The sequence below is a fragment of the Pelomonas candidula genome, from assembly GCF_043555985.1.
In the GTDB taxonomy this organism is placed as follows: Bacteria; Pseudomonadota; Gammaproteobacteria; order Burkholderiales; family Burkholderiaceae_C; genus Pelomonas; species Pelomonas candidula.
The window spans coordinates 218,457-242,835 of record NZ_JBIGIC010000007.1 but is presented as its reverse complement, the minus strand read 5'-3'; the positions used below and the strand labels follow the sequence as shown (position 1 = coordinate 242,835).

Genomic DNA, 24,379 nt, shown 5'->3' with positions numbered 1-24,379 from the left:
CTCAACGCCCGGTTCTGGCGAGAACCGGCTTCAGCGCCACGCCCGTATGGCTGCCACTCGCCACCACCGCCTCCGGCGTGCCTTCGACGACGACCCGGCCACCCGCATCGCCCCCTTCCGGCCCCAGGTCCAGCACCCAATCCGCCTCGGCAATCACGTCGAGGTCATGCTCGATGACGACGACCGAATGCCCGCCCGCCACCAGCCGGTGCAGCACGCGGATCAGCTTCTCCACATCGGCCATGTGCAGGCCCACCGTCGGCTCGTCCAGCACGTACAGCGTGTGCGGCGCCTTCTGCCCGCGACGGGTCACGTCGTCGCGCACCTTGACGAGTTCGGACACCAGCTTGATCCGCTGCGCCTCGCCGCCCGACAGCGTCGGCGACGGCTGGCCCAGGGTCAGATACCCCAGCCCCACGTCCTTCAGCAACTGCAGCGGATGCGCAATCGACGGCATCGATGCGAAGAACTCGACCGCCTCGTCGACCTCCATCGAGAGCACGTCGCCGATGCTCTTGCCCCGCCACGTGACGCCCAGCGTCTCGGGGTTGAAGCGCTGGCCGTGGCACTGGTCGCAGGGCACCTTCACGTCGGGCAGGAAGCTCATCTCGATGGTCTTCATGCCCTGCCCTTCGCAGCCGGGGCAGCGTCCCTCGCCGGTGTTGAAGCTGAAGCGGCCCGGCGCGTAGCCGCGCGCCTTGGCCTCCAGCGTCTCGGCGAACAGCTTGCGGATGGCGTCCCAGAAGCCGATGTAGGTGGCCGGGCAGGAACGCGGCGTCTTGCCGATGGGGGTCTGGTCCACCTCCAGCACTCGGTCGACCTGTGCGTGGCCCTCGATGCCATCGCAGCCCGCCCACTTCGCCGGCGCCTTGCGCAGCGGCACGGCGACGGCCATGTTGGCCAGCAGCACATCGCGCGCCAGCGTGGACTTGCCGGAGCCGGACACACCGGTCACGGCAACCAGCCGGTGCAGCGGCACGTCCACCGTCACGCCCTTGAGGTTGTGCAGCGCGGCGTTCAGCACGGTCAGCTTGGGCGCTTCCGGGTCGATCGCGCGGCGGGCCTGCAGCGGGTGGATCAGCGGCCGGGCCAGCATGCGGCCAGTCGTCGATTCCGGCTGCAGCGCGAGCTGCGCCGCCGTGCCTTCGGCCACGACGCGGCCGCCGCGCTTGCCGGCCCCGGGGCCGATGTCGATGATGTGGTCTGCCCGGCGGATGGTGTCCTCGTCGTGCTCGACGACGACCAGCGTGTTGCCCTTGTCGCCCAGCGTGGACAGCGCCTTCAGCAGGATCTGGTTGTCGCGCGGGTGCAGACCGATGGTGGGCTCGTCCAGCACGTAGCAGACACCTTGCAGGTTGCTGCCCAGCTGCGCGGCCAGGCGAATGCGCTGCGCCTCGCCGCCCGACAGCGTGGGCGCAGCGCGGTCCAGCGTCAGGTAGCCCAGACCCACTTCCTCGAGGAACTCCAGCCGGCCAAGAATCTCGCTGACGACGTCGCGCGCGATGTCGGCGTCTCGGCCTTCGAGATGCAGGCCTTTCACCCACTCACGCGCCTCGCCGACGCTCCACGCGGCGACGTCACCGATGCCCTTGTCCTCGAACTCGACGGACCGCGCCGTCGGGTTCAGCCGCGTGCCATGGCAGTCCGGGCAGGCGGCATCCGTCAGCCCTTCGACCTCGGTCTCTTCCGACGGGAAGCTTTGCTCGCGGCCGCGGTTGTCGTCGGACTGCACGCTGTCATCCAGCGCCTTGCGCTGCTCGCGCGTCAGCTGCAGGCCCGTGCCGACGCAACTGGTGCACCAGCCATGCTTGGAGTTGTACGAGAACAGGCGCGGGTCCAGCTCGGGGTAGCTGGTGCCGCAGACCGGGCAGGCACGCTTGGTGGAGAACACCTTGACCGTGCCGACGCCGGCACCGGTCGCACCGTCTTCCAGGCTCAGGCCGTCCAACGGCGCCAGCAGGTGCAGCACACCCTTGCCGATGTCCAGCGCCTTGGCCAGTAGCTCGCGCAGCTCGGCCTCGCGTTCGGGCTCGATGACGAGGTCGCCAACCGGCAGTTCCAGCGTGTGTTCCTTGAAGCGGTCGATGCGCGGCCACGGCGACGTCGGCAGGAACTCGCCGTCCACGCGCAGATGCGTGTGGCCGCGGGCCTTGGCCCACTTCGCGAGGTCGGTGTAGACGCCCTTGCGCGCGACAACCAGCGGCGCCAGCAGCCCGACGTGCTGGCCGCGATAGTCGCGCATGAGCTGCGCGGCGATGCTCTCGACACTCTGCGGCCGCACCGGCGCGCCGTCGTTGACGCAGTGTTGAACGCCCAGCTTCACGTAGAGCAGGCGCAGGAAGTGCCAGACCTCGGTCGTCGTCGCCACCGTGCTCTTGCGGCCGCCGCGGGAGAGGCGCTGCTCGATGGCCACGGTCGGCGGGATGCCCCACACCGCGTCCACCTCGGGCCGGCCGGCCGGCTGCACGATGGAGCGGGCGTAGGCGTTCAGCGATTCGAGGTAGCGGCGCTGGCCTTCGTTGAACAGGATGTCGAACGCGAGCGTGGACTTGCCGGAGCCGGACACGCCGGTCACGACATTGAACTTGCCGCGCGGGATCTCGACGTTCAGGCCCTTGAGGTTGTGCTCGCGGGCGTTGACGATCTTGATCGCCTCGTCGGCCGTGCGGCGCGCCTTGATCAGCTGCTGCAGCGGACGGCCTTCCTCGACGGCCACGGCCGGGCGGTCCATGTGCAGCGCGTAGTCGCGCAGCGCGGCGGCGGTGTGCGAGGTCGGATGCTGCGCGACGCTTTCCGGCGTGCCGACGCAGATGACCTCGCCGCCGCCCTCACCGCCTTCGGGGCCCAGGTCGACGAGCCAGTCCGCCGCGCGGATGACGTCCAGGTTGTGCTCGATGAGGATCAGCGAGTGCCCGGCCGACAGCAGCTTGCGCATGGCGCGCATCAGCTTGGCGATGTCGTCGAAGTGCAGGCCGGTGGTCGGCTCGTCGAACAGGAACAGCGTGCCCTTCTTCGCCACACCGAAGCGCGGGCTGCTCGCGGCTTCGGCCAGGAAGCCGGCGAGCTTGAGCCGCTGCGCCTCGCCGCCGGACAACGTGGGCACCGGCTGGCCCAGGCGCACGTATTCCAGGCCCACATCGACGATGGGCTGCAGCTTCTGCAGCACCGCGCGGTGCTCGCTGAACAGGTGCACCGCCTCGGCCACGGTCAGCTCCAGCACGTCGGACACGCTCAGGTCCCTGTCCTTCAGCGACAGCTTGACGTCCAGCATCTCGGCGCGGAAGCGCTTGCCGTCGCAGTCCGGGCAGCGCAGGTAGACGTCGCTGAGGAACTGCATCTCGACGTGCTCGAAGCCCGAGCCACCGCAGGTGGGGCAGCGGCCGTCGCCGGCGTTGAAGCTGAACATGCCCGCCGTGTAGCTGCGCTCGCGCGCCACCGGCGCGTCGGCGAACAGCTTGCGGATCTCGTCGAACGCACCGACGTAGCTGGCCGGGTTGGAGCGCGCCGTCTTGCCGATCGGCGACTGGTCGACGAACACGGCGTCGGCGAGATGGTCGGCGCCCAGCAACTGGTCGTGTGCGCCGGGGGACTCGGTGGCCTTGCCGAACTGGCGTGCCAGCGCGGGGTAGAGCACGTCCTGCATCAACGTGCTCTTGCCGGAGCCGGACACGCCGGTCACGACCACCATGCGCTGCAGCGGGAACTCGACGGACACGTCCTTCAGGTTGTGCTCGCGCACGCCCTGCAGGATGAGCTTGGGCGTGTTCTCTTCCACCAACCGCTTGAGCCCCATGCCGACATGCTTGCGCGCGCCGAGGTAGGCGCCGGTCAGCGTGTCGGCCGCGCGGATGGTCTCGGGCGTGCCGTCGAAGACGATCTGCCCGCCGCGCTCGCCGGGGCCGGGGCCCATGTCGATGAGGCGGTCCGCGGCCAGCATCACGGCCGGGTCGTGCTCGACGACGACCAGCGTGTTGCCCGCATCACGCAGCCGCTGCATGGCCTGCACGATGCGGCCCATGTCGCGCGGATGCAGGCCGATGCTGGGCTCGTCCAGCACGAACAGCGTGTTGACCAGCGAGGTGCCGAGGGCCGTCGTCAGGTTGATGCGCTGCACCTCGCCGCCGGACAAGGTGCGACTCTGCCGGTCCAGCGTCAGGTAGCCCAGGCCCACGTCGCACAGGTAGCGGCTGCGGTGGCGGATCTCGTCCAGCAGCAGCTTCAGCGCCTCGTCCAGCATCGTGCTGGGCAGTTGCAGGCCGTCGACGAAGTCGCGCAGCCGGCTGATGGGCAGCTGCATCAGGTCGTGCAGCGACAGGCCCGGCAGCGCTTCCAGCTGTTCGCGGGTCCAGTCCACGCCGACGGGCAGGAAGCGCTGTTCCGGCGGCAGCGCCGCGTCGGCCAGCGCCTTGCTGCCCACGCGCCACAGCAACGCCTCGGTCTTCAGCCGCGCGCCGCGGCAGCTCGGGCACTCGGTGTAGCTGCGGTACTTGGACAAGAGCACGCGGATGTGCATCTTGTAGGCCTTGCTCTCGAGGTAGTCGAAGAAGCGCTTGACCCCGTACCACTGCTTGTTCCAGTTGCCGTTCCAGTTCGGCGTGCCGTTGATGACCCAGTCGCGGTGGGTGGGCGACAGATCCTTCCAGGCCGTATCGCGCGGGATGCCGGCCTCTCCGGCGTACTTCAGCAGGTCGTCCTGGCAGTCCTTCCACGCCGGCGTCTGCATCGGCTTGATGGCGCCGTTGCGAAGCGTCTTGCGTTCGTCGGGGATGACCAGGCCCAGGTCCACGCCGATGACGCGGCCGAATCCCCGGCAGGCCTCGCAAGCGCCGAAGGCGGAGTTGAAGGAAAACAACGCCGGCTGCGGGTCGGCGTAGCGGATGTCGCTTTCGGGACAGTGCAGGCCGGTGGAGAACCTCCACAGCATTTCCCCGGCATCGCCCGCGTAGACCGTGAGACGCCCGGCGCCGCGTTTCAGCGACAGCTCGATGGCCTCCATCGCCCGCTGCTTGTCCGCACCCAGGATGCGGAAGCGGTCGGCCACCACGTCCAGCACCTTCTTGCCATCGATGTCGCGTTCGGCCTGCACGCGCGTGAAGCCGCTGGCCGACAGCCACTGCGCGACCTGCTCCGCGCTGGTGTTGGCGGGCAGCTCGACCGGGAAGGTCAGCACCATCCTGGGGTCGGACGCGGCCTCGGCGCGGCTCATCAATTCCGCATAAATGCTCTGCGCCGTGTCATGCCTGACCGGCAGCGCCGTCTTGCGGTCAAAAAGCTCTGTTGCGCGCGCAAAAAGCAGCTTCAGGTGGTCATTCAGCTCCGTCATGGTGCCGACCGTGGAGCGGCTGGTGCGCACCGGGTTGGTCTGGTCGATGGCGATGGCGGGCGGTACGCCGTCGACCTTGTCGACGGCCGGGCGGTCCATGCGGTCCAGGAACTGGCGGGCGTAGGCGGAGAACGTCTCCACGTAGCGCCGCTGGCCTTCGGCGTACAGCGTGTCGAACACCAGGCTGGACTTGCCGGAGCCGCTGGGGCCGGTGACGACAGTCAGCTCCGCGGTGCGCAGGTCGAGATCGAGGTTCTTGAGGTTGTGCTGGCGGGCGCCTCGGATGCGGATCAGACCGTCGGACATGGTGGGGGTCAAAACTGCGAAGGCGAGCAGTGTAGGGACGGGGGTGACAGAAAATTGTCAGCACGCGCAGCCCCCCTACCTACCGACCAGCGGTCGATCCAGCCTACGTGAGCGGCCAAGGCTGATGGCAATCGTGGGGCAACGGGTTGCGTCGCAACACCGCCTGAGGCAACAATCGCCCAACCCCTTACCGGGGGACATAAAAACAAAGCCAATCGAGGATATGGGATGGACGACCACAGGCTGCTTGCTCAAGTGCACACGCATTCGCTCTGGTTGAGCGCCGCCGCAGGCGGTGTCGGTGCCGGTATGCCGCAGCCCGGCACTGACGAAGACGTGACCGACCAACGCCAGCCCCAGGTGCTGCTCGTTGAAGACAACCACATCAACCAGGTCGTCGCGCTGGAATTCCTCGCGTTGATGGGCGTGCAGGCCCGCCTGGCCAAGAACGGCATCGAGGCACTGGCCGCCTGCGAGGAAGCCGCCCCCGACCTCGTGCTGATGGACATCCAGATGCCTGGCATGGATGGCCTGGAATGCGCCCGCCGCCTGCGCGCCCAGCAGCGCGACGGCAAGATGGCCGCCTTCCCCATCCTGGCCCTCACCGCACACGCGCTGGACGCCGACGTCGCCGCCAGCATGGAGGCCGGCATGGACGAGCACCTGACCAAGCCGCTGGACTTCGTGGCGCTGCGCACGCGGCTGCAACGGTGGTTGAAGCTGCCCCAAGCGAACAATTGAGGCCCCTCGTCCAGCGTCGCCCTGCTGAACGCGGGCAACGCTGACCGGTCCCCCGAGGGGACGGTGATGCTCTCGGCGTTGAGCCGCTCGCACATCGCCAGACGGGCCGGCTTGGTGAACTGGAGTCGGACACAAGCAGTCCCTGCGGACTGCTTGTGCCTACGGAAGGCCATGGCCTCTGGCCATGGCAGGCCCGGCGCTCGGCCCGCAGTCGGGCACTACGGCCGCGAAGATTTCGTCAGCCTACCGGCACGTAGACGTACCCAACGTTGCGGACAGTCTTGATGACCTCCGGCTTGTCCGGGTTGCGTTCCACCTTGCGCCGCAGGCGCATGACGCGCAGGTCGATGCTGCGGTCGAAGACGTCCCAGCCACGGTTGTGGGCCTGTTCCATGATCTGGTCGCGGTTGAGCGGCCGGTTGGGATGGCGCGCGAACAGGGCCAGCAGGTCGAACTCGGCGGCGGTGATGTCGATCTCGGCACCGTCCGCGCCGAAGAGCTTGCGCTGCGCCACGTCCAGCTGACAGGGGCCGAAGGCGATACGGTCAGGCCCCTGTGCTGCCGCGGCCGGCGCAGCCGCGACCTGCAGGCGGCGCAGCACGGCGCGCACGCGGGCCAGCAGCTCGCGCAGCTCGAAGGGCTTGGCGACGTAGTCGTCGGCACCTACCTCCAGCCCCACGATGCGGTCGATGGCTTCGCCGGCCGTCGTCAGCATCACCACGCCCAGCCGCGGATGGGCCTCGCGCAACGCACGGGCCAGCGACAGGCCGTTCTCGCCGGGCATGTTGATGTCCAGCACCGCCACGTCGGGCACCTGCTCGGCGACCCGGGCACGGGCGGCCGCCGCGTCCTCGGCCTGCACGACCTCGAAGCCGTTACGGCCGAAGTACTCGGCCAGCAACGCGCGCAGTTCGGGCTCGTCGTCGACGAGCAGGACGGTGGGCGAGGTGTCGGGCATGGCGGCAAATGATAGGCAGACACGCCGGCGGCGGCGTGGTGCTGAAACAAACGCAACACAGCCGCCGCGGCGTGAAGCGGCGCTGAAACCGGAGCCTCCGACAGTGGCGACACCCCAAAGGAGCACACCATGAACTACCGCAGCGACAACCCTCACACCGACTGGCCGGAAACCATGGCCATCGTCTACCGCAGCGAAGCCTTCGCCGAAGACCTCGCCGAGGACGACGACACCCGGCCCGCCCCTGGCTGGCATCCGCTGGAACGCCTGGTGGCAGCCCTGCCGCTGCTGTGCATCTTCGCCCCCGTCGCCGACGCGTATCTGCGTTGACCCCTCGCCCAACGAGTACGTTGGTCGGTCCCCCGAGGGGACGGTGATGCTTGCTGGATCGACCAGCAAGCACATCCCCAGAACGGGCCGGCTTGGGAGCGGCCCGGCGCTCGGCCCGAAACGCCCATGGACACAAAGGAATTCGCCATGACCCCGCACCAGATCCAACTCATCCGCAGCAGCTTCGAGCCGCTCAAGCCACTGGCCGCCACGGTCGCCGAGGCCTTTTACACCCAGCTGTTCACCCGCGACCCGGCGCTGCGCGCCCTCTTCCGCGGCGGCGACATGGCCGAACAGGGCGAGCGCCTGATGCAGATGCTGTCAGCCGCCATCGAGCTGCTGGACCGGCCCGGCGCGCTGATGCCGGTACTGCTGCGCCTGGGCCAGCGCCATGTCGGCTACGGCGTCGTCGACGCGCACTACGACAGCGTCGGCGCTGCTCTGCTGGACACGCTGGCCGCTGGCCTGGGCGATGGCTTCACAGTCGAGGTGCGCGAAGCCTGGACGACGATGTACGGCGTCGTCGCCCGCACGATGATGGAAGGCGCCAACTCGGCCGTACTCGCGGCCTGATTCCCTATCATCGGCCGCGCTCCAGAAGCAGCGCCAGGGAGAACGGCCGCGATGACCGACGACATCCATTTCCACCCCACGCCCGACGCCGGCGTGGGCGAACTCAGCGCCGTGCTCAAGGCCACGCTGCCGCTGCTGACGCAGTTGCTGGAGGCCGTGCCGGCGCGCGTCGTCGTCATCGACGTGAACGAGCGCCTCGTCTGGGCCAACCAGGAGTTCTTCCGCTTCACGAAACTGCACCCCAAGCAGGTGCTGACCCAGCCCATCGGCCGCATCATCGGCGACGTCGCCTACGCCGGCTACGACGCCGTGCGCGCCCGGCTGGCCAGCGGCCAGACCGTCGCCTGGGAAGGCTGGACCGAGCTGGCCGGCGCCGGCCGGCGCTATATGCGCGAGCACCTCGTGCCGGTGGACGTGCAGGCCGGCGTGCCGCAGGCCACCGTCGTCATGAGCCTGGACCTGACCGAGCTCAAGCGCCGCGACGCCGCGCTGTCGGCCAAGGTCGCCGAGCTGGAGGCCACCGAGGCGCTGAAGTCCTCCATCTTCGACAACGCGATGGCCGCGCTCGTCTCCACCGACGAGACCGGCCATGTCGTCGAGTTCAACCCGGCGGCGGTGGCGATGTTCGGCATCGCGCGCGAGCAGGCGCTGGGCCGCTCGGTGGCTGACGTGCTGATCCCGCCGCGGCTGCGCGACGCGCACAACGCCGGCATGGCCCGCGTGACAGCCGGCGGCGAGCAGCGCGTGATGGGCAAGCGCATGGTGATGGCCGCGCTGCGCGCGGACGGCAGCGAGTTCCCCATCGAGATGCTGCTGTGGCGCACCGCCGTCGGCGGCCAGACCTACTACACCGCGTCGCTATTCGACCTGTCCGAGCGCGAGGCCGCGCAGGGCGAGATCGAACGCCAGCGCGAGGCGCTGCGCCAGAGCGAGAAGCTCACCGCCATGGGCAGCCTGCTGGCCGGCGTGGCGCACGAGCTGAACAACCCGCTGTCCATCGTCATGGGCCGCGCATCGCTGCTGGCCGAGAAGATGAGCGGCAACCCGCTGGCCGCCGACGCCCAGCGCATCCACGAGGCCGCGGAGCGCTGCGGCCGCATCGTGCGCACCTTCCTGAACATGGCGCGCAGCCGCCCGGCCAACCGCAGCGAGGTGGCGCTGAACGACCTCGCCACCGCCGCCATCGACATGCTGGCCTACGTGCTGCGCAGCCACGGCATCGCCGTCGTGCTGGACCTGCTGCCGGGCCTGCCACCCGTGAAGGCCGACGCCGACCAGATCGGGCAGATCGTGCTCAACCTCATCGTCAACGCGCAGCAGGCGCTGGGTGCGCGCGACCACGGCCGCCGGTTGACCGTCGCCACGGGCCTGGCGCCCATGACCGACGGCGACCGCCGCCGCGTGCCGCGCGTGTGGCTGCGCGTGCGCGACAACGGCCCCGGCATCACGGCCGATCTGCGCGAGCGCGTCTTCGAGCCCTTCTTCACGACCAAGAGCGAAGGCGTGGGCACGGGCCTGGGGCTGGCCGTGTCGCGCTCCATCGCGCGCGACCACGGCGGCGAGCTGACGCTGCAGGATGACGGCGAAGGCGCCTGCTTCGTGCTGCAACTGCCCGTCAGCGGCGAGCCCGAGGCATCCGAGACCGAGCCCGTGCCGCTCGCCGACACCGACGAAGTCCATGCGCGGCTGCTGGTCGTCGACGACGAGGCCGAGATCGCCGAGCTGATCGGCGAGATGCTGTCCGGCGCCGGCTACGACGTGATGACGGCCGAGTCCGGCGCCGTCGCGCTGGCCATGCTGGACGAGGCGCGCTTCGACGCCATCGTCAGCGACCTGCACATGCCCGAGCTGGACGGCGCCGGCCTGTGGCGCGAGGTCAGGCGCACGCGGCCGACGCTGGCGCGGCGCATGCTGTTCGTCACCGGCGACACGCTGTCGCCGACGGCGCGGCAGTTCCTCGACGAGGCGCGCTGCGGCCGCCTGAACAAGCCGTTCTCGAAGGCGGAACTGCTGGCCCGCGTGGCGGAACTGCTGTCTTGATAATCCGTCTGCCATGAACCTCTACACCGCCCTGCGTGCCGGCTTCCCAGCCGACCTCGACGCCACCGCCATCGACCACGACGGCGCCCTCTACGCCTGGCGCGACCTGGAACGCGGCAGCGCCATGCTGGCCAACTGGCTGGCCCGGCTGGACCTGCCCGCCGGCAGCCGCGTGGCGGTGCACACCGACAAGAGCGTCGAAGGACTGATCCTCTACCTCGCCGTGCTGCGTGCCGGCCATGTCTACCTGCCGCTGAACCCGGCCTATCACGCGGCCGAGCTGGAACACTTCATCGCCGACGCGGCGCCTGCCGTCGTCGTGTGCGCCGGCAAGAACTTCGGCTGGGTCAGCAAGCTCGCCTTCCAGCGCGGCGTGCGCTGGGTCTTCACGCTCAACGACGACCGCACCGGCACGCTGCTGGACCGCGCCGCGCAGATGAGCGATGCGCACGAACCCGTGGCTCGCGATGCCGGTGACCTCGCCGCCATCCTCTACACCAGCGGCACGACCGGGCGCAGCAAGGGCGCGATGCTCAGCCACGGCAACCTGCTGTCCAACGCCCGGACGCTGAAGACCTACTGGGACTGGCAGCCCGACGACGTGCTGCTGCATGCGCTGCCCATCTTCCACGTGCACGGCCTGTTCGTCGCCTCGCACGGCGCGCTGCTGAACGGCAGCAGGATGCTGTGGTTCAACAAGTTCGATGCGCATGCCGTCGCGCATCGGCTGCACGAGGCCACCATCTTCATGGGCGTGCCGACGCTGTACGTGCGGCTGCTGCAGGAGAAGGTGCTGGACACGCGCAATATCCGTCTTTTCATCAGCGGCTCCGCGCCGCTGCTCATCGAGACCTGGCGCGATTGGCAGGCCCGCACGGGCCACCTGATCCTGGAGCGCTACGGCATGAGCGAGACGCTGATGCTCACGTCCAACCCCTGCAAGCCGGAGGACGGCGAACGTGTCGGCGGCACCGTCGGCCCGGCACTGCCCGGCGTTGGGCTGCGCATCGTGCGCGATGACGGTGAGCCCTGCGCGGTGGACGAGATCGGCCACGTGCAAGTGCGCGGCCCCAATGTCTTCAGCGGCTACTGGCAGATGCCGGAGAAGACGGCCGAGGAGTTCACGGCGGACGGATGGTTCAGGACCGGCGACGTCGGCCGTGTCGACGCCAACGGCTACCTGACGCTGATCGGCCGCAGCAAGGACCTCGTCATCAGCGGCGGCTTCAACGTCTACCCGGCCGAGGTGGAGGGCTTCCTGAATGAAATGCCCGGCGTCGGCGAATCCGCCGTCATCGGCGTGCCGCACCCGGACTTCGGCGAGGCGGTCGTCGCCGTCATCACGCCGGCCGGCCAGCCAGACCCGGATGCACTGATCCGCGAGCTGAAGGACCGCATCGCGGGGTTCAAGGTGCCCAAGCGGGTCATCGTGGTCGAGGCGCTGCCAAGAAATGCGATGGGGAAGGTGCAGAAGAAGCTGCTGAGGGAGCAGTACGCGGGGTTGTTTGTCTGAGCAGGGGGCAAATGACTTCAGCTTCAGCAAAGCCCATGGACGATTCGCAACTTGTCGACGACCTGAGGTCGAGGTTCAACGCCGGCGAGAAGCTGAAGTTCGTCTTCTTCTGGGGCCATCAGTCCGGCAAGAACGGCGTCACCGCTGCAAGCTTCAGCCAGCAATCCAAATCAGTGGCGCGGCTTGAACCTGCTGGGTTTCGCGCTCATGCAAGTGCGCGCTGAACTTAGCAACTAACGCCCGCTTTCACCTCCCCCAACGCCAGCTGCAACACCCGCGCATCGCTGCTGGCCCGGTGCCGCTTCAGCTGCTGCCGTTCGCGCACGGCCTCGGTGACGCCCTTCCAGCGCTGGGCTTCGTCCTCGTTCAGCAGCTTGCGCAGGTCATCAAGCCTGAAGCTGGGCCGCATCGCCACGGCGTCGTAGAGCCGGTTCAGCCAGGTGTAGTCATGCCCCCAGCCGTCGCAGAAGACGGTCTGGCCGCGCAGCCGTGTGTTGAGCTGCTCGGCGATCCAGCGCGCCGGCTTGCCGTGCTGGCACAACAGCTCGCGGCTGATGCCGTGCAGCGCCTCGGCGGCATCGTCCCAATGCACCCAGTCGGGCTCGGGCAGGATCAGGCCGCAGAACAGCGTGCCGTCGCCGGCGCTGTAGCCCACCTCGATGGGGTAGCTGCCGCGGCCGAAGCCGGAGGCTTCGATGTCGAGGATGGTGGGCAGCGGGTCCATCCGCCCAAGTGTCTCAGCCCCGTACAAGAAGTTACACAGGGTTGTCGATGACGACTTCGCCCTCGAACAGCTGCTGAGCCGCGCGGCCGACCTGGCGCGTGTCCCACCAGGCGTAGGCGCCCACGCCGGCCGCGCCGACCAGCGGCAGCCAGCGCGACAGCGCCCGCCCCGCCGCCTGCTTGCCGACATGCACGCCGACGGCACCGGCCACGCGCTGCAGCAGCGCCTGCGCCGCCGGGCGCACGATGACGCGCTCGCCCACGCGCACCGACAGGTCGCGCAATGCCTGTGCGGCCGTGTGGCGGAACAGGCACCACATCATCTGCGCCGGGCCCAGATCGGCACTGCGGCCATACAGCGCGGCGATGTCGGCGACGAGCTGGCGCTGGATGTGCCAGACGGTCAGCATCTCCGGCGCGATGGTGGCCCAGCCCAGCGGCCCCGCGGGCAGCGCCAGCGTGCCGGCGGCCAGTGCTGCCTTGCCAGCCGCGCCTTCGATGACACGCGCCGCTGCGTCGGCCGGGCGGGGGCTGGGCATAACGCCAGGTTCTGGCGGCTGTGCCACGAGGGCAAGTACCTTGTCGCTCAGATTCAATTCATTAGCCATGCCCGTACTCCACGACGATGACGCCAGCATTTATGCACAAAAGCGTATTGCGCGAGGCCGACAGGATGGCACAGACTCGCACACACGGCGCCGGTACCAGACAGAGCCCACACGGCCCAGGACCGACGCTCCATGCAACCTCAGGGAGCCCACGCATGAAGCTGTTGAACAACCTTCGCATCGGCCACCGTCTCGGCCTCGCGTTCACGATCTCCATCGCCATCAGCCTGTTGCTGGCCGGCTATGCCCGAACGGCGCTGATCCGCATCAACGATGAGCTGGCAGTGATGGTCGACGATCGCATCGTCAAGGTGCAGCAGCTCGAGCAAATCAAGCACAACGTCAACCTGACAGCGCTCACGGTGCGCAATATCGTGCTGCTGTCCGAGCCGGCCGCCGTCCGAAAGCAACTGGACACCATCGCCGAGAATCGCAAGAACACGGCTGAACTTTTTGCCAAGCTCAAGGCGTCGATCACGTCCAGCCGCGGCCTTCAGCTGCTGGCCACCACCGGTGAGGCGCGGGGCCCCTACGTCGAGGCCGTCCAGCGCGTGACCGACCTGGGTGTGCAGCAGAGCAAGGAGGCCGCTCGCGATCTGCTGCTGGGCGAGGTGCAGACCAAGCAGCAAGCCTATTTCGCTGCGCTGGATGCGCTGATCGACTTCCAGAAGGAGCTGATGCAAAAGTCGGCGGCCTCTGCCGACCATGCGGTCAACTTCGCGTCGACGGCCATGCTCGCCGGCGCCATGCTGTCGATGGTGATCGGCGCGGCGATGGCAGTGCTGATCACGCGCTCCGTCGTCGGACCAGTCCGGGACGCGGTGCGGGCCGCCGAAACCGTGGCCAGTGGTGACCTGCGGCTGCGCCTGACGACCGACCGCCGCGATGAAGCCGGCCAGCTGCTGGGCGCGCTGCAACGCATGAACGATTCGCTGGTGGGCATCGTCGGCGCGGTGCGGGGTAACGCCGAGAGCGTGGCCACGGCCAGCGGCGAGATCGCCCAGGGCAACGCCGACCTGAGCCAGCGCACCGAGCAGCAGGCCAGCAACCTGCAGGAGACGGCCGCGTCGATGGAGGAGCTGAGCGCCACCGTCAAGCACAACACCGACACCGCCCGTCAGGCAGCCCAGCTGGCCGACAGCGCGGCCCGCGTGGCGGAGGGCGGCGGTCAGGTCATGGGCCAGGTCGTCGACACGATGGAGCAGATCACGAACAGCTCCAGGAAGATCGCCGACATCATCGGCACCATCGACGGCATCGCCTTCCAGACCAACATCCTGGCACTGAACGCTGCCGTCGAGGCGGCACGTGCCGGCGAGCAGGGCCGTGGCTTCGCCGTCGTGGCCGGCGAGGTGCGGCTGCTGGCCCAGCGCTCGGCCGAGGCGGCGCGCGAGATCAAGACGCTGATCGGCGCCAGCGTCGATCGCGTGGAGGCCGGCAACACGCTGGTCGGCGAGGCCGGCCGCACGATGGACGAGGTGGTGGGCCAGGTGCGCCGCGTGGCTGACCTCATTAGCGAGATCAGCGCGGCCAGCGGCGAGCAGAGCAAGGGCATCGGCCAGATCGGCGAGGCCGTCAGCCAGCTCGATCAGGTGACGCAGCAGAACGCCGCCCTGGTGGAGGAAAGCGCCGCCGCCGCCGAGAGCCTGCGCACGCAGGCCGGCCAGCTGGCCGAGACGGTGGCCGCGTTCAAGCTGGACGCCGCACCAAGGCCGCACCCGACGCCCGCACCGGCCCGCCCGACTCACTCCGCCACGGCTGCCCGCCGCGCCAGGCCGAGCCCGGCTCCGACCGCCAGCGCGCGCAACAGCGGCGCGTCGACGACCGCCCCGGACGGCGACTGGTCGTCGTTCTGAGCGCGCCGCGCCGCGTCAGGCGACCGTGTTGACCGCGATGCCGCTGGCGGCCGTCGTCGTCGACGTGCCGCTGTAGCCGACGTTGCTCTGCAGCTTGCCGAGCAGGTCCTGCAGGGTCACCGAGCTGCTGGACGTCCCGCTGCTGGCCGTCAGGTCCGACTTCAGCTGGTCGAACGCCGACTGCAGCCCGCTGGGCGCGTTGCCGCCGTTGACCTCGGCCAGCACGGCGGCCAGCCCCTGGGAGAAGCCGTTCTTGCCGGCGTCGGCGCTGGTCGACGTCGACGAGCTGCTGCTTTCTGCCTGGCGGGCGGCGTCGAACAGCTGGTGCATGAACTCGTGCATGTCCTTGCGCAGCGTGGATTTGCCCGTGGCGTCCGTCGACGGGCTGCTGCTGTTGTCGCTGCTCGTCGAGGAAGATGAGGAGGACGAATTGCTGGACGCCGACGACGTGCCCGGCGCCGTCAGGCCCAGGCTCTGAAGCGCCGCCATCAGTTGCTGAGCCATGCCGCCACCCTCCGGACCTTTGCCGCGGTGGCCGTGGTGGACGCGTCCGCCGTCGTTGTCGCCATCACCGTCCGGGTCGGACGCGCTGCTGGCCCGGGTCGTCGTCGGCGAATACACCGAGACATTGCTGCTGCTCAAGCTACTGACTGTGCTCATGCCGATACCTCACGACAAAAAACCAAGGGAGGTCATCATGGGTATCGGCAGTGCCTGTCGATACTTCAAAAAGAAGGGCTGTTTTCGCCGGCCTTTACATCGCTTCGGACTTCTTCACACAAACCCCAGGCTGTCGCTGCAGCTTGCGCCATGATGGCGCCCTCAGCGCACCGGAGCCCAGCGATGCACAACGTCCCCTGGCGCGGCGTCTTCCCCGCCGTCACGACCAAGTTCCACGCCGATGAAAGCCTCGATTTCGCGGGCACGGCGCGCCACATCGACTTCCAGATCCGCAACGGCATCCACGGCGTCGTCTGTTGCGGCTCGCTGGGCGAAGCCAGCACGCTGACGCTGGACGAGAAACTGGCCGTCGCGCGCTGCGCGCTGGACGCTGCGAACGGCCGCGTGCCGGTGCTGGCCACCGTCTCCGAGCCCAGCACGCGCGAGGCGCTGCGCTTCATCGAGGGCGCCAACGCGCTGGGCGTGGCCGGTTACATGGTCATGCCATCGGTCATCTACGTGGCCGACGCACGCGAGGCCATGGCCAATGTGCGCGCCTACGCCGCCGCCGCCCAGCGGCCGCTGATGGTCTACAACAACCCGGTCGCCTACCGTGTGGACCTGAAGCCCGAACACTTCGCCGAGCTGGCCGACTGCGAGCACGTGGCCGCCATCAAGGAAAGCAGCGGCGACGTGACCCGCATCACCGACCTGCGCAACCTGCTGGGCAGCCGCTACCAGCTGTTCATGGGCGTGGACGACCTCGCCTTCGAAGGCCTGGCGCTGGGCTGCGACGGCCTGCTGGCCGGCGTGGGCTGCGCCTTCCCGCGCGAGACGGTCACGCTGTTCGAGCTGATGCAGGCCGGCCGCTGGAACGAGGCGCGCGACATCTACCGCTGGATGACGCCGCTGCTGCACCTGGACGTGTCGACCAAGCTGGTGCAGAACCTCAAGCTCATCGACGCGCTGGTGGGCGTGGGCAGCGAGCACATGCGCCGCCCGCGGCTGCCACTGGTGGGCGCGGAGCGACAGCGCGTGGAGGCGCTCGTCGCGCAGGCGCTGGCGACGCGGCCCGCCGACTGCCAGAGCCGCCCATGAACTACATCCACGCCATCGACTCGCACACCGGCGGCGAACCCACGCGCGTCGTCATCGACGGGTTTCCCGACGTCGGCACGGGCTCGATGGCCCAGCGGCTGGCGTTGCTGCGCGGCAGCCACGACCGCTGGCGCCGCGCGACGCTGCTGGAGCCGCGCGGCAGCGACGTGCTGGTCGGCGCCCTGCTCTGCACACCGCAGGACCCGGCGCACACGGCCGGCGTCATCTTCTTCAACAACGCGGGGTATCTCGGCATGTGCGGACACGGCACCATCGGCCTCGTTGCGACGCTGGCCCACCTGGGCCGCATCGCGCCCGGCGAGCATGTCGTCGAGACACCCGTGGGCGATGTGCGCGCCACGCTGCACGACGACGGCCGGGTCAGCGTGCGCAACGTGCCGGCCTACCGGCTGGCGGCGGACGTGGCCGTCACGCTGCCGACGGGGCAGACGGTGACCGGCGACATCGCCTGGGGCGGTAACTGGTTCTTCCTCTGCGCCGACCATGGCCAGGCCGTCACGCCCGACCGCGTCCACGCGCTGACGGACTACGCCGCGATGCTGGGCGAGGCGCTGCACGCGCAAGGCCATCGTGGTGCGGGCGGCACCGTCATCGACCACATCGAGCTCTTCGCCGACGCCGACCCGCAGGTGGCCGACAGCCGCAGCTTCGTGCTGTGCCCCGGCCGCCAGTACGACCGCTCGCCCTGCGGCACCGGCACCAGCGCCAAGCTGGCCTGCCTGGCCGCACGAGGCAAGCTCAAGGCCGGCGAGGTGTGGCGCCAGGCCAGCGTCATCGGCAGCGTCTTCGAGGGCTGGTACGAGGCGCAGCCCGCGGACGGGGCAAGCATCGTTCCCACCATCCGCGGCCGCGCCTTCATCAGCGCGGAAGCCACGCTGATCATCGACCCGGACGACCCTTTCGGCTGGGGCCTGGGCTGATCCCGCACCCGCCGCCCGGGCCATTGCAATTTCAAACGGCGGCGCAGCGCGCCTGCCGGCACACTCCCTGCATACACCAAGCCACAAGGCCCCAACAGGGCCACAGGCGTCGTTGGAAAGGAGCTGTGCCGATGACCTCGGAAGCCACACTCACCCGGCCGCAAGGCCCGCAACCGCAACCCGCGGTGCGCCCTCCCGAAGTGCTGCGCGAGCTGCTCGCGCGCGCCGACGTGCAGATCAACGGCACGCGCGCCTGGGACATGCGCGTCAACGACGCGCGGGCCTACCGCCGCATCCTGACCCAGTGGTCGCTGGGCGCCGGCGAGGCCTACGTCGACGGCGACTGGGACTGCGACCGGCTGGACATCATGTTCGAGCGGCTGATCCGCGCCGAGCTGGACCGCACCGCACCGGCCACCGCCAAGATCCAGCTGCTGCTGGAGAGCCTGCGCCAGCGCCTGTTCAACCTGCAGACGGTGGCACGCGCCCACCAGGTCGGCGAGCGCCACTACGACGCGGGCAACGACGTCTTCGAGGCCATGCTCGACTCCCGCATGATCTATTCCTGCGGCTACTGGGCGCACGCGCGTGACCTGGAGCAGGCGCAGGAACACAAGCTGGAGATGATCTGCCGCAAGCTGGAGCTCAAGCCCGGCGAGACGCTGCTGGACATCGGCTGCGGCTGGGGCGGGCTGGCGCGCTTCGCCGCCGAGCGCTTCGGCGCGCGCGTGACCGGCGTCACCATCAGCAAGGAGCAGCTGGCCGTGGCCGAGCAGCGCTGCCTGGGCCTGCCCGTCACGCTGCGGCTGCAGGACTACCGCTCGCTGCAGGGGCGCTTCGACAAGATCGTCTCCGTGGGCATGTTCGAGCACGTGGGGCTGAAGAACTACGCCACCTACTTCGACACCGCGCGCCGCCTGCTCGCGCCGGACGGGCTGTTCCTGCTGCACACCATCGGCGTGGACCGCCGCGCGCCGCACACCGACCCGTGGATCGAGCGCTACATCTTCCCCAACGGCAAGCTGCCGTCGCCGGTGGAGCTGGCCGGTGCCATCGAAGGCCGCTTCGTCATCGAGGACTGGCACAACTTCGGCCCCGACTACGACCGCACGCTGATGCACTGGGCCGAGCGCTTCGAGGCCGCATGGCCGAGGCTGAGCAGCAGCTACGACGAGGCTTTTCGCCGCATGTTCCGCTACTACCTGCTGAGCTGCGCGGGCTTCTTCCGCTCACGCCAGGGGCAGCTGTGGCAGTTGGTGCTGAGCGGGCCGGAGCGGCGCGGCGTCTATCGATCCGTTCGGCCCTAAGCCACGTGCTCGTCGCCGCGGCCGATGAAGGCGCGGATGGCCGTGATGCGGCCCGCAGCATCGAAGTCGAACGCGTCGACGACATGGATCGTGTCGCGCCCGTCGATGACGATCTTCAGCTCCGCCGCCGCGCCGCCGTCGCGCTCGTAGGCGGCGAGCACGTCGATGGCGAGGCTCTGCACGGCCTCGAAGTTCTTGCGCGTCTCGTCCAGCGCCGCGGCCTTGCCGACGACGCGGATCTTCCAGTCGCGCAGCGTGATCGCGTCGGCGAACATGGGTTCGATGGCGGCGAGGTCGCGCGCGGCGTAGGCGGACAGGTAGGCGCGGACGAGGTGGAGCTTGTCGATCATGCGAGGCATCCTAGAAGACCGGATGACCCGCCGGGTTTCACTCCGGGTACGCCTTCAGCAGCGCGTCCAGCTGCTGCCTGGTCACGGCCATCATGAAACCGTGGCGCAGCGTGGCGGGCATCTCGAAGCGGTTCCACTCCTTGATGCCCGAGTTGCCCCAGACCTCGATCCACGGCCCCTCCAGCCGCGGCGCCATCGACAGGCCGTAACTCGTGCCGGCGTACTGCTCGTAGTACAGCAGCCAGTCCTGGCCGTTGGGCGCGCGGATCAGCGTCGGCGCCTCACGGAAGGCGGGGCTCAGCGACGGGCCAGGCTCCGGGTACGGCCCCAGCAGGTTGGGCGCGCAGCTCATGCGGATGGTCTTGCCGGTCGTCCAGTTGTACGACGGGAAGCGCTCGTCCTTCAGCACCGCGCAGTAGCCGCCGGCCGGGTTCTCGACGAGGAAGGTGTCGATGGTGGCCATGTCCCAGTCGAACAGGCGCTTCGGAACGCCGTCGAATGTGCGCAGGTCTTTCGACGTCACGTACATCGTCCGCTGGCTGGCCCAGTAGCGCTCGGGGTCGTCCGGCGAGCTGGGGACGTTCGGCGTGTGCCACATCAGCACGAAGCGGCTCGATGCCTTGTCGAAGAACAGCTTGGGCGCGCCCATCGCCTGCAGCGGATGGGGCTGGCCCTCGAACGTCGACAGGTCGGGCTTGTAGGTGCCGAACCTGGTCCACTTGATGAGGTCGTCGGAGACCCAGAAGCGGATCTCCTTGTCCTCGTCGCTCTGGTTGCCCACGAGGTAGTACCGGCCGTCACCGCCCTGCACGATGGACGGGTGGCCGTGGTACTCCTCGTTGACGGCATTGCCGTGGTTCAGGCGCTTCCAGTGCAGGCCGTCGGTGCTGACGGCGTAGTGCAGCACGCCGTAGCGCGCGTGCGTCATGTGGGCGAACAGGTAGCCGCCCGGGGCTGCGTCGGCGGCACGGGCCACGCCCGTGACCGCGAGCAGCACACCGGCAAGCCAGGTGTGCAATTTCATCGATATCTCCTTTTGAATTGCGGGCCGAGCACCGGGCCGCTCCCAAGCCGGCCCGCGCTGGCGATGTGCCCGCGGCCCGACGCCGCGGGCATCGCCGTCCCCTCGGGGGACCGGCTGGGTGCGCCCGCGTTCAGCGCGGCGCAACCAGACGAGGGGTCAAGGCGCAGCCAACTGCCAGCGCTGGCAGTCGCCGCCCAGCCATTCCCATTGCTCCACGTTGGCGCCGTTGGCTGTCGAGCAGCCGGTCACGTCGAGCACGCGACCGCTGTTCTTGTTGACGATGCGGACGTAACCCGCCCCAACCGACTCGATGCCCCAGCGCTGCGCCGCCGCGTTGTTGCTGGTCCACTGGCGCACGTTGGCGCCCATCTGCAGCGAGCCGCTGTCCACGTCCATCTTCAAGCCGCTGTTGACCGACGTGAACTCGTAGAAGCCGTCGCTGGTCATCGTCACGTTCCAGCGCTGGCAGTTGGCACCGCTGTAGGGCCACTGCTGGATGTTGCCGCCGGCGGCCGTCGAGCAGGCGTTGACGTCCAGCGCCTGGCTGCTTTGCTTGGAGATGACCTTGTACGTGCCGTTGGCAACGGAGTTGGGGCTGACGCGCTCGAAGTGCCAGCGCTGGCAGTCGCCGCCCAGCCACGTCCATTGCTGCACGTTGGCGCCAGCGGCCGTCGAACAGGCGTTCACATCCAGCACCAGGCCGCTGTTCTGGTTGACGACGCGGTAATAGCCGTCACCGACAGGTTCGATGCGCCACTGCTGGCACGCCAGACCGTTGGCGGTGTACTGCTGCACGTTGCCGCCGGCGGTCGTCGAGCAGCCGTTGACGTCCAAGGCCTGGCCGCTGTGCTGGGCGGTGATCGTGTAGAGACCGTTGGCCGTGTTGGCCACCTTCCAGCGCTGGCAGTCACCGCCGATCCACGTGTACTGCTGCACGTTGGCGCCGGGCGTCGTCGAGCAGCCCGCAACGTCCAGCACCTTGCCGCTGTTCTTGGACACGAGGCGGTAGACACCGTCGGCCACCGGGTTGTTCAGCGGCGCGCTGGCGAACTGGATGCGGCAGCTCATGCCGGCCAGCTCCAGCACGCGGGTGTTGTCGGCCGACGCCAGCAGCTGGGTGCTGTAGTTGGTGCAGGCATCGCCACCGGTGCCGGTGGGCGTGGCCAGCGGCGTGGCGGCCTCGGTCCACGTGCCGGTGCCGCCAGCGGTGTTGAACATGTAGACGCGGCCGGTGTTGTCGTCGTCAACGCTGTTGTCACTGTTGCGGCGGAGCATCTGGCCGATCACGAGCAGGCGGCCCTGCGAGCTGCCGTCGTTCATCCACGTGACGGTCGGCGTGTTGCTGAAGTGGTGGCCCGCCGTGGACTCGACGCGCGTGCCCATGTCGCTGGCCGTGCCCCAGCTGCTGCCGTTGCTGGACGTGCGGATGTAGACGTCGCAGCCGCGCGAGCCACAGATCTCGTACGTCATCACGTACGTCCCGTTCGGCAGCTTGCGCACGACGGCCATGCCCGGGCGCAGGTCGCCGTTGTCGCTGATGCCGACGTCGATGGTGTCGGCACTCCAGCTCACACCGCCGTCGGTGGAGACCTTGTGCGCCAGCAGCTGGTTGTAGCCGCCGGCCTTGTACTCCTCGCTGGAATAGAACATCACGAGGCGCCCCGCGCTGTCGACGATGAACTCGGGCTCCCAGATGCCGGTGCTGCCGGTGGCGGGCACGGACAGCTGCGTCCACGTGCGGCCCACGTCGGTGCTGCGGTAGACGCGCAGCGAGTACGCGTTGGTTCCGTTGCGGCCTGTGGTGGCCCAGAACAGCGTGCCGGCGGTGGTGGAGCCCAGCGTCTGCGGCACCTCCCACAGCGTGCTGCAGCAGTGCCAGGTCTCGGGCACCGTGATGCTGCCCACCTGCGTCCACGACGCGCCCTGGTTGGTGCTCTCGTAGATCAGCGACTGGCTGCCGCCGAGGTCGTGCGAGGCGATCAGCCGGCCGTTGGCGCCGCCGCTCGCGGCGAGCCGGATCATGCGTGGGTAGAAGCTGTCCTGCGTGGTGTTGAGCACCACGTCGTTCGCGCGGGCGGCGAAGGACGCCAGTGCCAACAGCGCGGTCATCAGCGCGAGCAGCCAGCGGCCACTCCATGTCTTCATCATGCTCATGCCTTGTCTCCTGTGGGTGGAAATAGGCGGCTCTGGCGGCCGCTCAGCGGGAGCCCCCGAAAATTCAGCGGCCGAACCGGATCAGGTCCTTGTTGGCCTTTCTCACGCGCTCGAAGTCGAGCTTCTGCACCTGGCGGTCGTAGGTGAAGAAGCCGTTCAGCTCCTCCTCCACGTCCGTCGTCTCGGTGTAGACCGCAGCGCTCAGGCCCTGCGTCGCCGCGTACTCGCGCAGCCGCGCGGCCTGCTCGACGTAGACCTTGGTGACGGCGTCCTTGCTCTCGTAGAGCAGGTAGCAGCACTTGCTGTCGGGGCGGTACATGTGGCCGGGCGTGCGCAGGCTGTTGCCGCCGTACTCGCCCAGCACGGCGATGCGGCCGGGCTGCCAGTTCACCCAGGCCGGGCCGGGGTAGTCGTGCAGGTCGATGAGGTCGCCCTTGCCCTGGTCGGCCGGCTCGAAGTTGATGCCGGAGTGCGTGTCGACGAGGCGGCTCGGGTCCATCGCCTTGAACGTGTCGGCCATGCGGCGGTGGTCGAAGTCGCCCCAGCTTTCGTTGAAGATGACCCAGGTGACGATGGACGTCATCGAACGCAGCTGGTCGACGATCTCGCGCATCTGGCCTTCGGCGCGGGTGCGCACGGTCACGTCGGTCTCGGCGTCCCAGGTCTGCGGCATGTCCTGCCACACCAGCAGGCCCAGCTTGTCGGCCCAGTAGAACCAGCGCGCCGGTTCCACCTTGATGTGCTTGCGGACCATGTTGAAGCCCAGGTCCTTCGTGGCCTGCAGGTCGAACTTCAGCGCGGCGTCGGTGGGCGCGGTGTAGAGGCCGTCCGGCCAGAAGCCCTGGTCCAGCGGGCCGAACTGGAAGACGAACTTGCCGTTCAGCAGCGGGCGCGGCACGCCGGCCACGTTGCCGATGGCGATGCTGCGCATGCCGAAGTAGCTGTCGACCTGGTCGACGACCTGGTCGCCGCGGCGCAGCGTGACCTTGAGGTCGTACAGGAACGGATCGTCCGGCGACCACAGGCGCGGCTTGGGCACCGGCAGCGTCAACTCCGTGCCTGGGCGGCCCGTGACGCGGCCGACGGGCTTGCCGTCACGCAGCGCGACGGCCTCGACTTCCGAGTCGGCATCGGCGCGAACGATCACTTGCAGCTGCTGCTTGGCGACGTTGGGCGTCAGGTCCAGCCGCGCGACATGGGCGGCGCCGACGGGCTCCAGCCACACCGTCTGCCAGATGCCCGAGCTGGGCGTGTAGAAGATGCCGCCGGGCTTCAGCGACTGCTTGCCCAGCATGCCGTCACCGGTGCTGGGGTCGAAGGCGGCGACGACGACCTCGTTGCGGCCGGTCTTCAGCTGGTCGGTGATGTCGAAGCTGAACGACGTGTAGCCGCCATCATGGAAGCCCACGCGCGTGCCGTTGATGTAGACGGTGGCGATGCGGTCCACCGCGCCGAAGTTGATGCGCACACGCTGGCCGACCCACGTGGCGGGGACGTCGAACGTGCGGCGGTACCAGAGGTTCACCTCGCCCAGCCGCTCGATGCCCGACAGCCGCGACTCCACCGGGTAGGGCACGCGCACCTGCTCCACCTTGTCCGGGAAGGCCGGCGCCGTGGCCGGCACGTGGCGGGCGTTGGGCGCGCTCTTGCCGCCCCAGTAGTCCCATTGGCCGTTCAGGTTCAGCCAGGCCTTGCGCACGAGTTGAGGGCGCGGGTACTCGGGCAGCGGCACGGCGGCCTTCTCGGCCTCGGCCGTCCACGGCGTCGTCAACCGCACGCCGGGGACGAAGGGCTTGTCGGCATCCTCGGCGTGGGCGGCCATGCCGGCCAGCGCGAGGACGAGGGATGAAATCAGCAGTCTCATGAGGGACCTC

General features: G+C 69.0%; 19 protein-coding genes. 10 read left to right on the top strand and 9 right to left on the bottom strand.

From position 1 onward, the window contains the following. Window position 1: 1 nt before the first annotated feature. Window positions 2-5,629, bottom strand: coding sequence for an excinuclease ABC subunit UvrA (gene uvrA, locus ACG04R_RS15885; protein ID WP_394412484.1), 5,628 nt, complete (start codon window positions 5,627-5,629; stop codon window positions 2-4). A gap of 228 nt (window positions 5,630-5,857) precedes the next feature. On the opposite strand from uvrA, the gene ACG04R_RS15880 reads away from it, so the two are divergent. Continuing rightward, entirely contained in the window at window positions 5,858-6,370 is a 513-nt protein-coding gene (locus tag ACG04R_RS15880) for a response regulator (protein WP_394412481.1), read from the top strand. Window positions 6,371-6,608: 238 nt separating this feature from the next. Here the strand turns inward: ACG04R_RS15880 and ACG04R_RS15875 are convergent, their stop codons facing one another. Further along, the gene (locus ACG04R_RS15875; RefSeq protein ID WP_394412478.1) at window positions 6,609-7,328 is read right to left on the bottom strand and encodes a response regulator; all 720 of its coding nucleotides are present in this window, start codon (window positions 7,326-7,328) and stop codon (window positions 6,609-6,611) included. Window positions 7,329-7,457: 129 nt separating this feature from the next. On the opposite strand from ACG04R_RS15875, the gene ACG04R_RS15870 reads away from it, so the two are divergent. The 5 genes from ACG04R_RS15870 to ACG04R_RS15850 all read left to right on the top strand — a co-directional run bounded on the left by ACG04R_RS15870 (window position 7,458) and on the right by ACG04R_RS15850 (window position 12,008). Next, the gene (locus ACG04R_RS15870) at window positions 7,458-7,658 is read left to right on the top strand and encodes a hypothetical protein (RefSeq protein ID WP_394412475.1); all 201 of its coding nucleotides are present in this window, start codon (window positions 7,458-7,460) and stop codon (window positions 7,656-7,658) included. A 147-nt stretch (window positions 7,659-7,805) separates the two neighbouring features. Further along, a complete protein-coding gene (locus ACG04R_RS15865) occupies window positions 7,806-8,231 on the top strand; it encodes a globin family protein (protein ID WP_394412472.1) in 426 nt (141 codons plus the stop codon). Between the two features lie 51 nt (window positions 8,232-8,282). Then, complete coding sequence (locus tag ACG04R_RS15860; RefSeq protein ID WP_394412469.1) at window positions 8,283-10,271, top strand: hybrid sensor histidine kinase/response regulator; 1,989 nt, start codon at window positions 8,283-8,285, stop codon at window positions 10,269-10,271. A 13-nt stretch (window positions 10,272-10,284) separates the two neighbouring features. Continuing rightward, window positions 10,285-11,784: a malonate--CoA ligase gene (locus ACG04R_RS15855; RefSeq protein WP_394412466.1), complete on the top strand. Its 1,500-nt coding sequence runs from the start codon at window positions 10,285-10,287 to the stop codon at window positions 11,782-11,784. 35 nt (window positions 11,785-11,819) lie between these two features. After that, window positions 11,820-12,008 carry a hypothetical protein gene (locus tag ACG04R_RS15850; RefSeq protein ID WP_394412463.1) on the top strand — a complete coding sequence of 63 codons (189 nt, stop codon included), beginning with the start codon at window positions 11,820-11,822 and terminating at the stop codon, window positions 12,006-12,008. A 2-nt stretch (window positions 12,009-12,010) separates the two neighbouring features. On the opposite strand, the gene ACG04R_RS15845 is transcribed toward ACG04R_RS15850, so the two are convergent. Beyond that, a complete protein-coding gene (locus ACG04R_RS15845; RefSeq protein WP_394412461.1) occupies window positions 12,011-12,508 on the bottom strand; it encodes a 3'-5' exonuclease in 498 nt (165 codons plus the stop codon). Between the two features lie 31 nt (window positions 12,509-12,539). Continuing rightward, on the bottom strand, window positions 12,540-13,046 hold the full coding sequence (locus ACG04R_RS15840) for a hypothetical protein (protein ID WP_394412458.1): 507 nt from the start codon (window positions 13,044-13,046) through the stop codon (window positions 12,540-12,542). 224 nt (window positions 13,047-13,270) lie between these two features. On the opposite strand from ACG04R_RS15840, the gene ACG04R_RS15835 reads away from it, so the two are divergent. Next, entirely contained in the window at window positions 13,271-14,971 is a 1,701-nt protein-coding gene (locus tag ACG04R_RS15835; RefSeq protein WP_394412455.1) for a methyl-accepting chemotaxis protein, read from the top strand. A gap of 15 nt (window positions 14,972-14,986) precedes the next feature. On the opposite strand, the gene ACG04R_RS15830 is transcribed toward ACG04R_RS15835, so the two are convergent. Further along, on the bottom strand, window positions 14,987-15,631 hold the full coding sequence (locus ACG04R_RS15830; protein ID WP_394412452.1) for a hypothetical protein: 645 nt from the start codon (window positions 15,629-15,631) through the stop codon (window positions 14,987-14,989). 183 nt (window positions 15,632-15,814) lie between these two features. On the opposite strand from ACG04R_RS15830, the gene ACG04R_RS15825 reads away from it, so the two are divergent. From ACG04R_RS15825 to cfa, 3 genes are all read left to right on the top strand, one after another. Next, window positions 15,815-16,729, top strand: coding sequence for a dihydrodipicolinate synthase family protein (locus ACG04R_RS15825; RefSeq protein WP_394412450.1), 915 nt, complete (start codon window positions 15,815-15,817; stop codon window positions 16,727-16,729). Further along, window positions 16,726-17,670, top strand: coding sequence for a 4-hydroxyproline epimerase (locus tag ACG04R_RS15820; protein WP_394412447.1), 945 nt, complete (start codon window positions 16,726-16,728; stop codon window positions 17,668-17,670). Before ACG04R_RS15825 ends, ACG04R_RS15820 begins: the two co-directional genes overlap by 4 nt. A gap of 131 nt (window positions 17,671-17,801) precedes the next feature. Beyond that, window positions 17,802-18,977 carry a cyclopropane fatty acyl phospholipid synthase gene (gene cfa, locus ACG04R_RS15815; RefSeq protein ID WP_394412444.1) on the top strand — a complete coding sequence of 392 codons (1,176 nt, stop codon included), beginning with the start codon at window positions 17,802-17,804 and terminating at the stop codon, window positions 18,975-18,977. Here cfa and ACG04R_RS15810 read toward each other — a convergent pair. The 4 genes from ACG04R_RS15810 to ACG04R_RS15795 form a co-directional block, all read right to left on the bottom strand. Beyond that, complete coding sequence (locus tag ACG04R_RS15810; protein ID WP_394412441.1) at window positions 18,974-19,327, bottom strand: nuclear transport factor 2 family protein; 354 nt, start codon at window positions 19,325-19,327, stop codon at window positions 18,974-18,976. The two genes, cfa and ACG04R_RS15810, sit on opposite strands and share 4 nt — an antisense overlap. Window positions 19,328-19,364: 37 nt before the next feature. Next, window positions 19,365-20,351, bottom strand: a complete 987-nt coding sequence (locus tag ACG04R_RS15805) for a glycoside hydrolase family protein (RefSeq protein ID WP_394412438.1) — start codon at window positions 20,349-20,351, stop codon at window positions 19,365-19,367. Window positions 20,352-20,507: 156 nt separating this feature from the next. Beyond that, complete coding sequence (locus tag ACG04R_RS15800) at window positions 20,508-22,505, bottom strand: RICIN domain-containing protein (RefSeq protein WP_394412434.1); 1,998 nt, start codon at window positions 22,503-22,505, stop codon at window positions 20,508-20,510. A gap of 64 nt (window positions 22,506-22,569) precedes the next feature. Beyond that, window positions 22,570-24,369, bottom strand: coding sequence for a glycoside hydrolase family 2 protein (locus ACG04R_RS15795; protein WP_394412431.1), 1,800 nt, complete (start codon window positions 24,367-24,369; stop codon window positions 22,570-22,572). Window positions 24,370-24,379 lie beyond the last annotated feature (10 nt).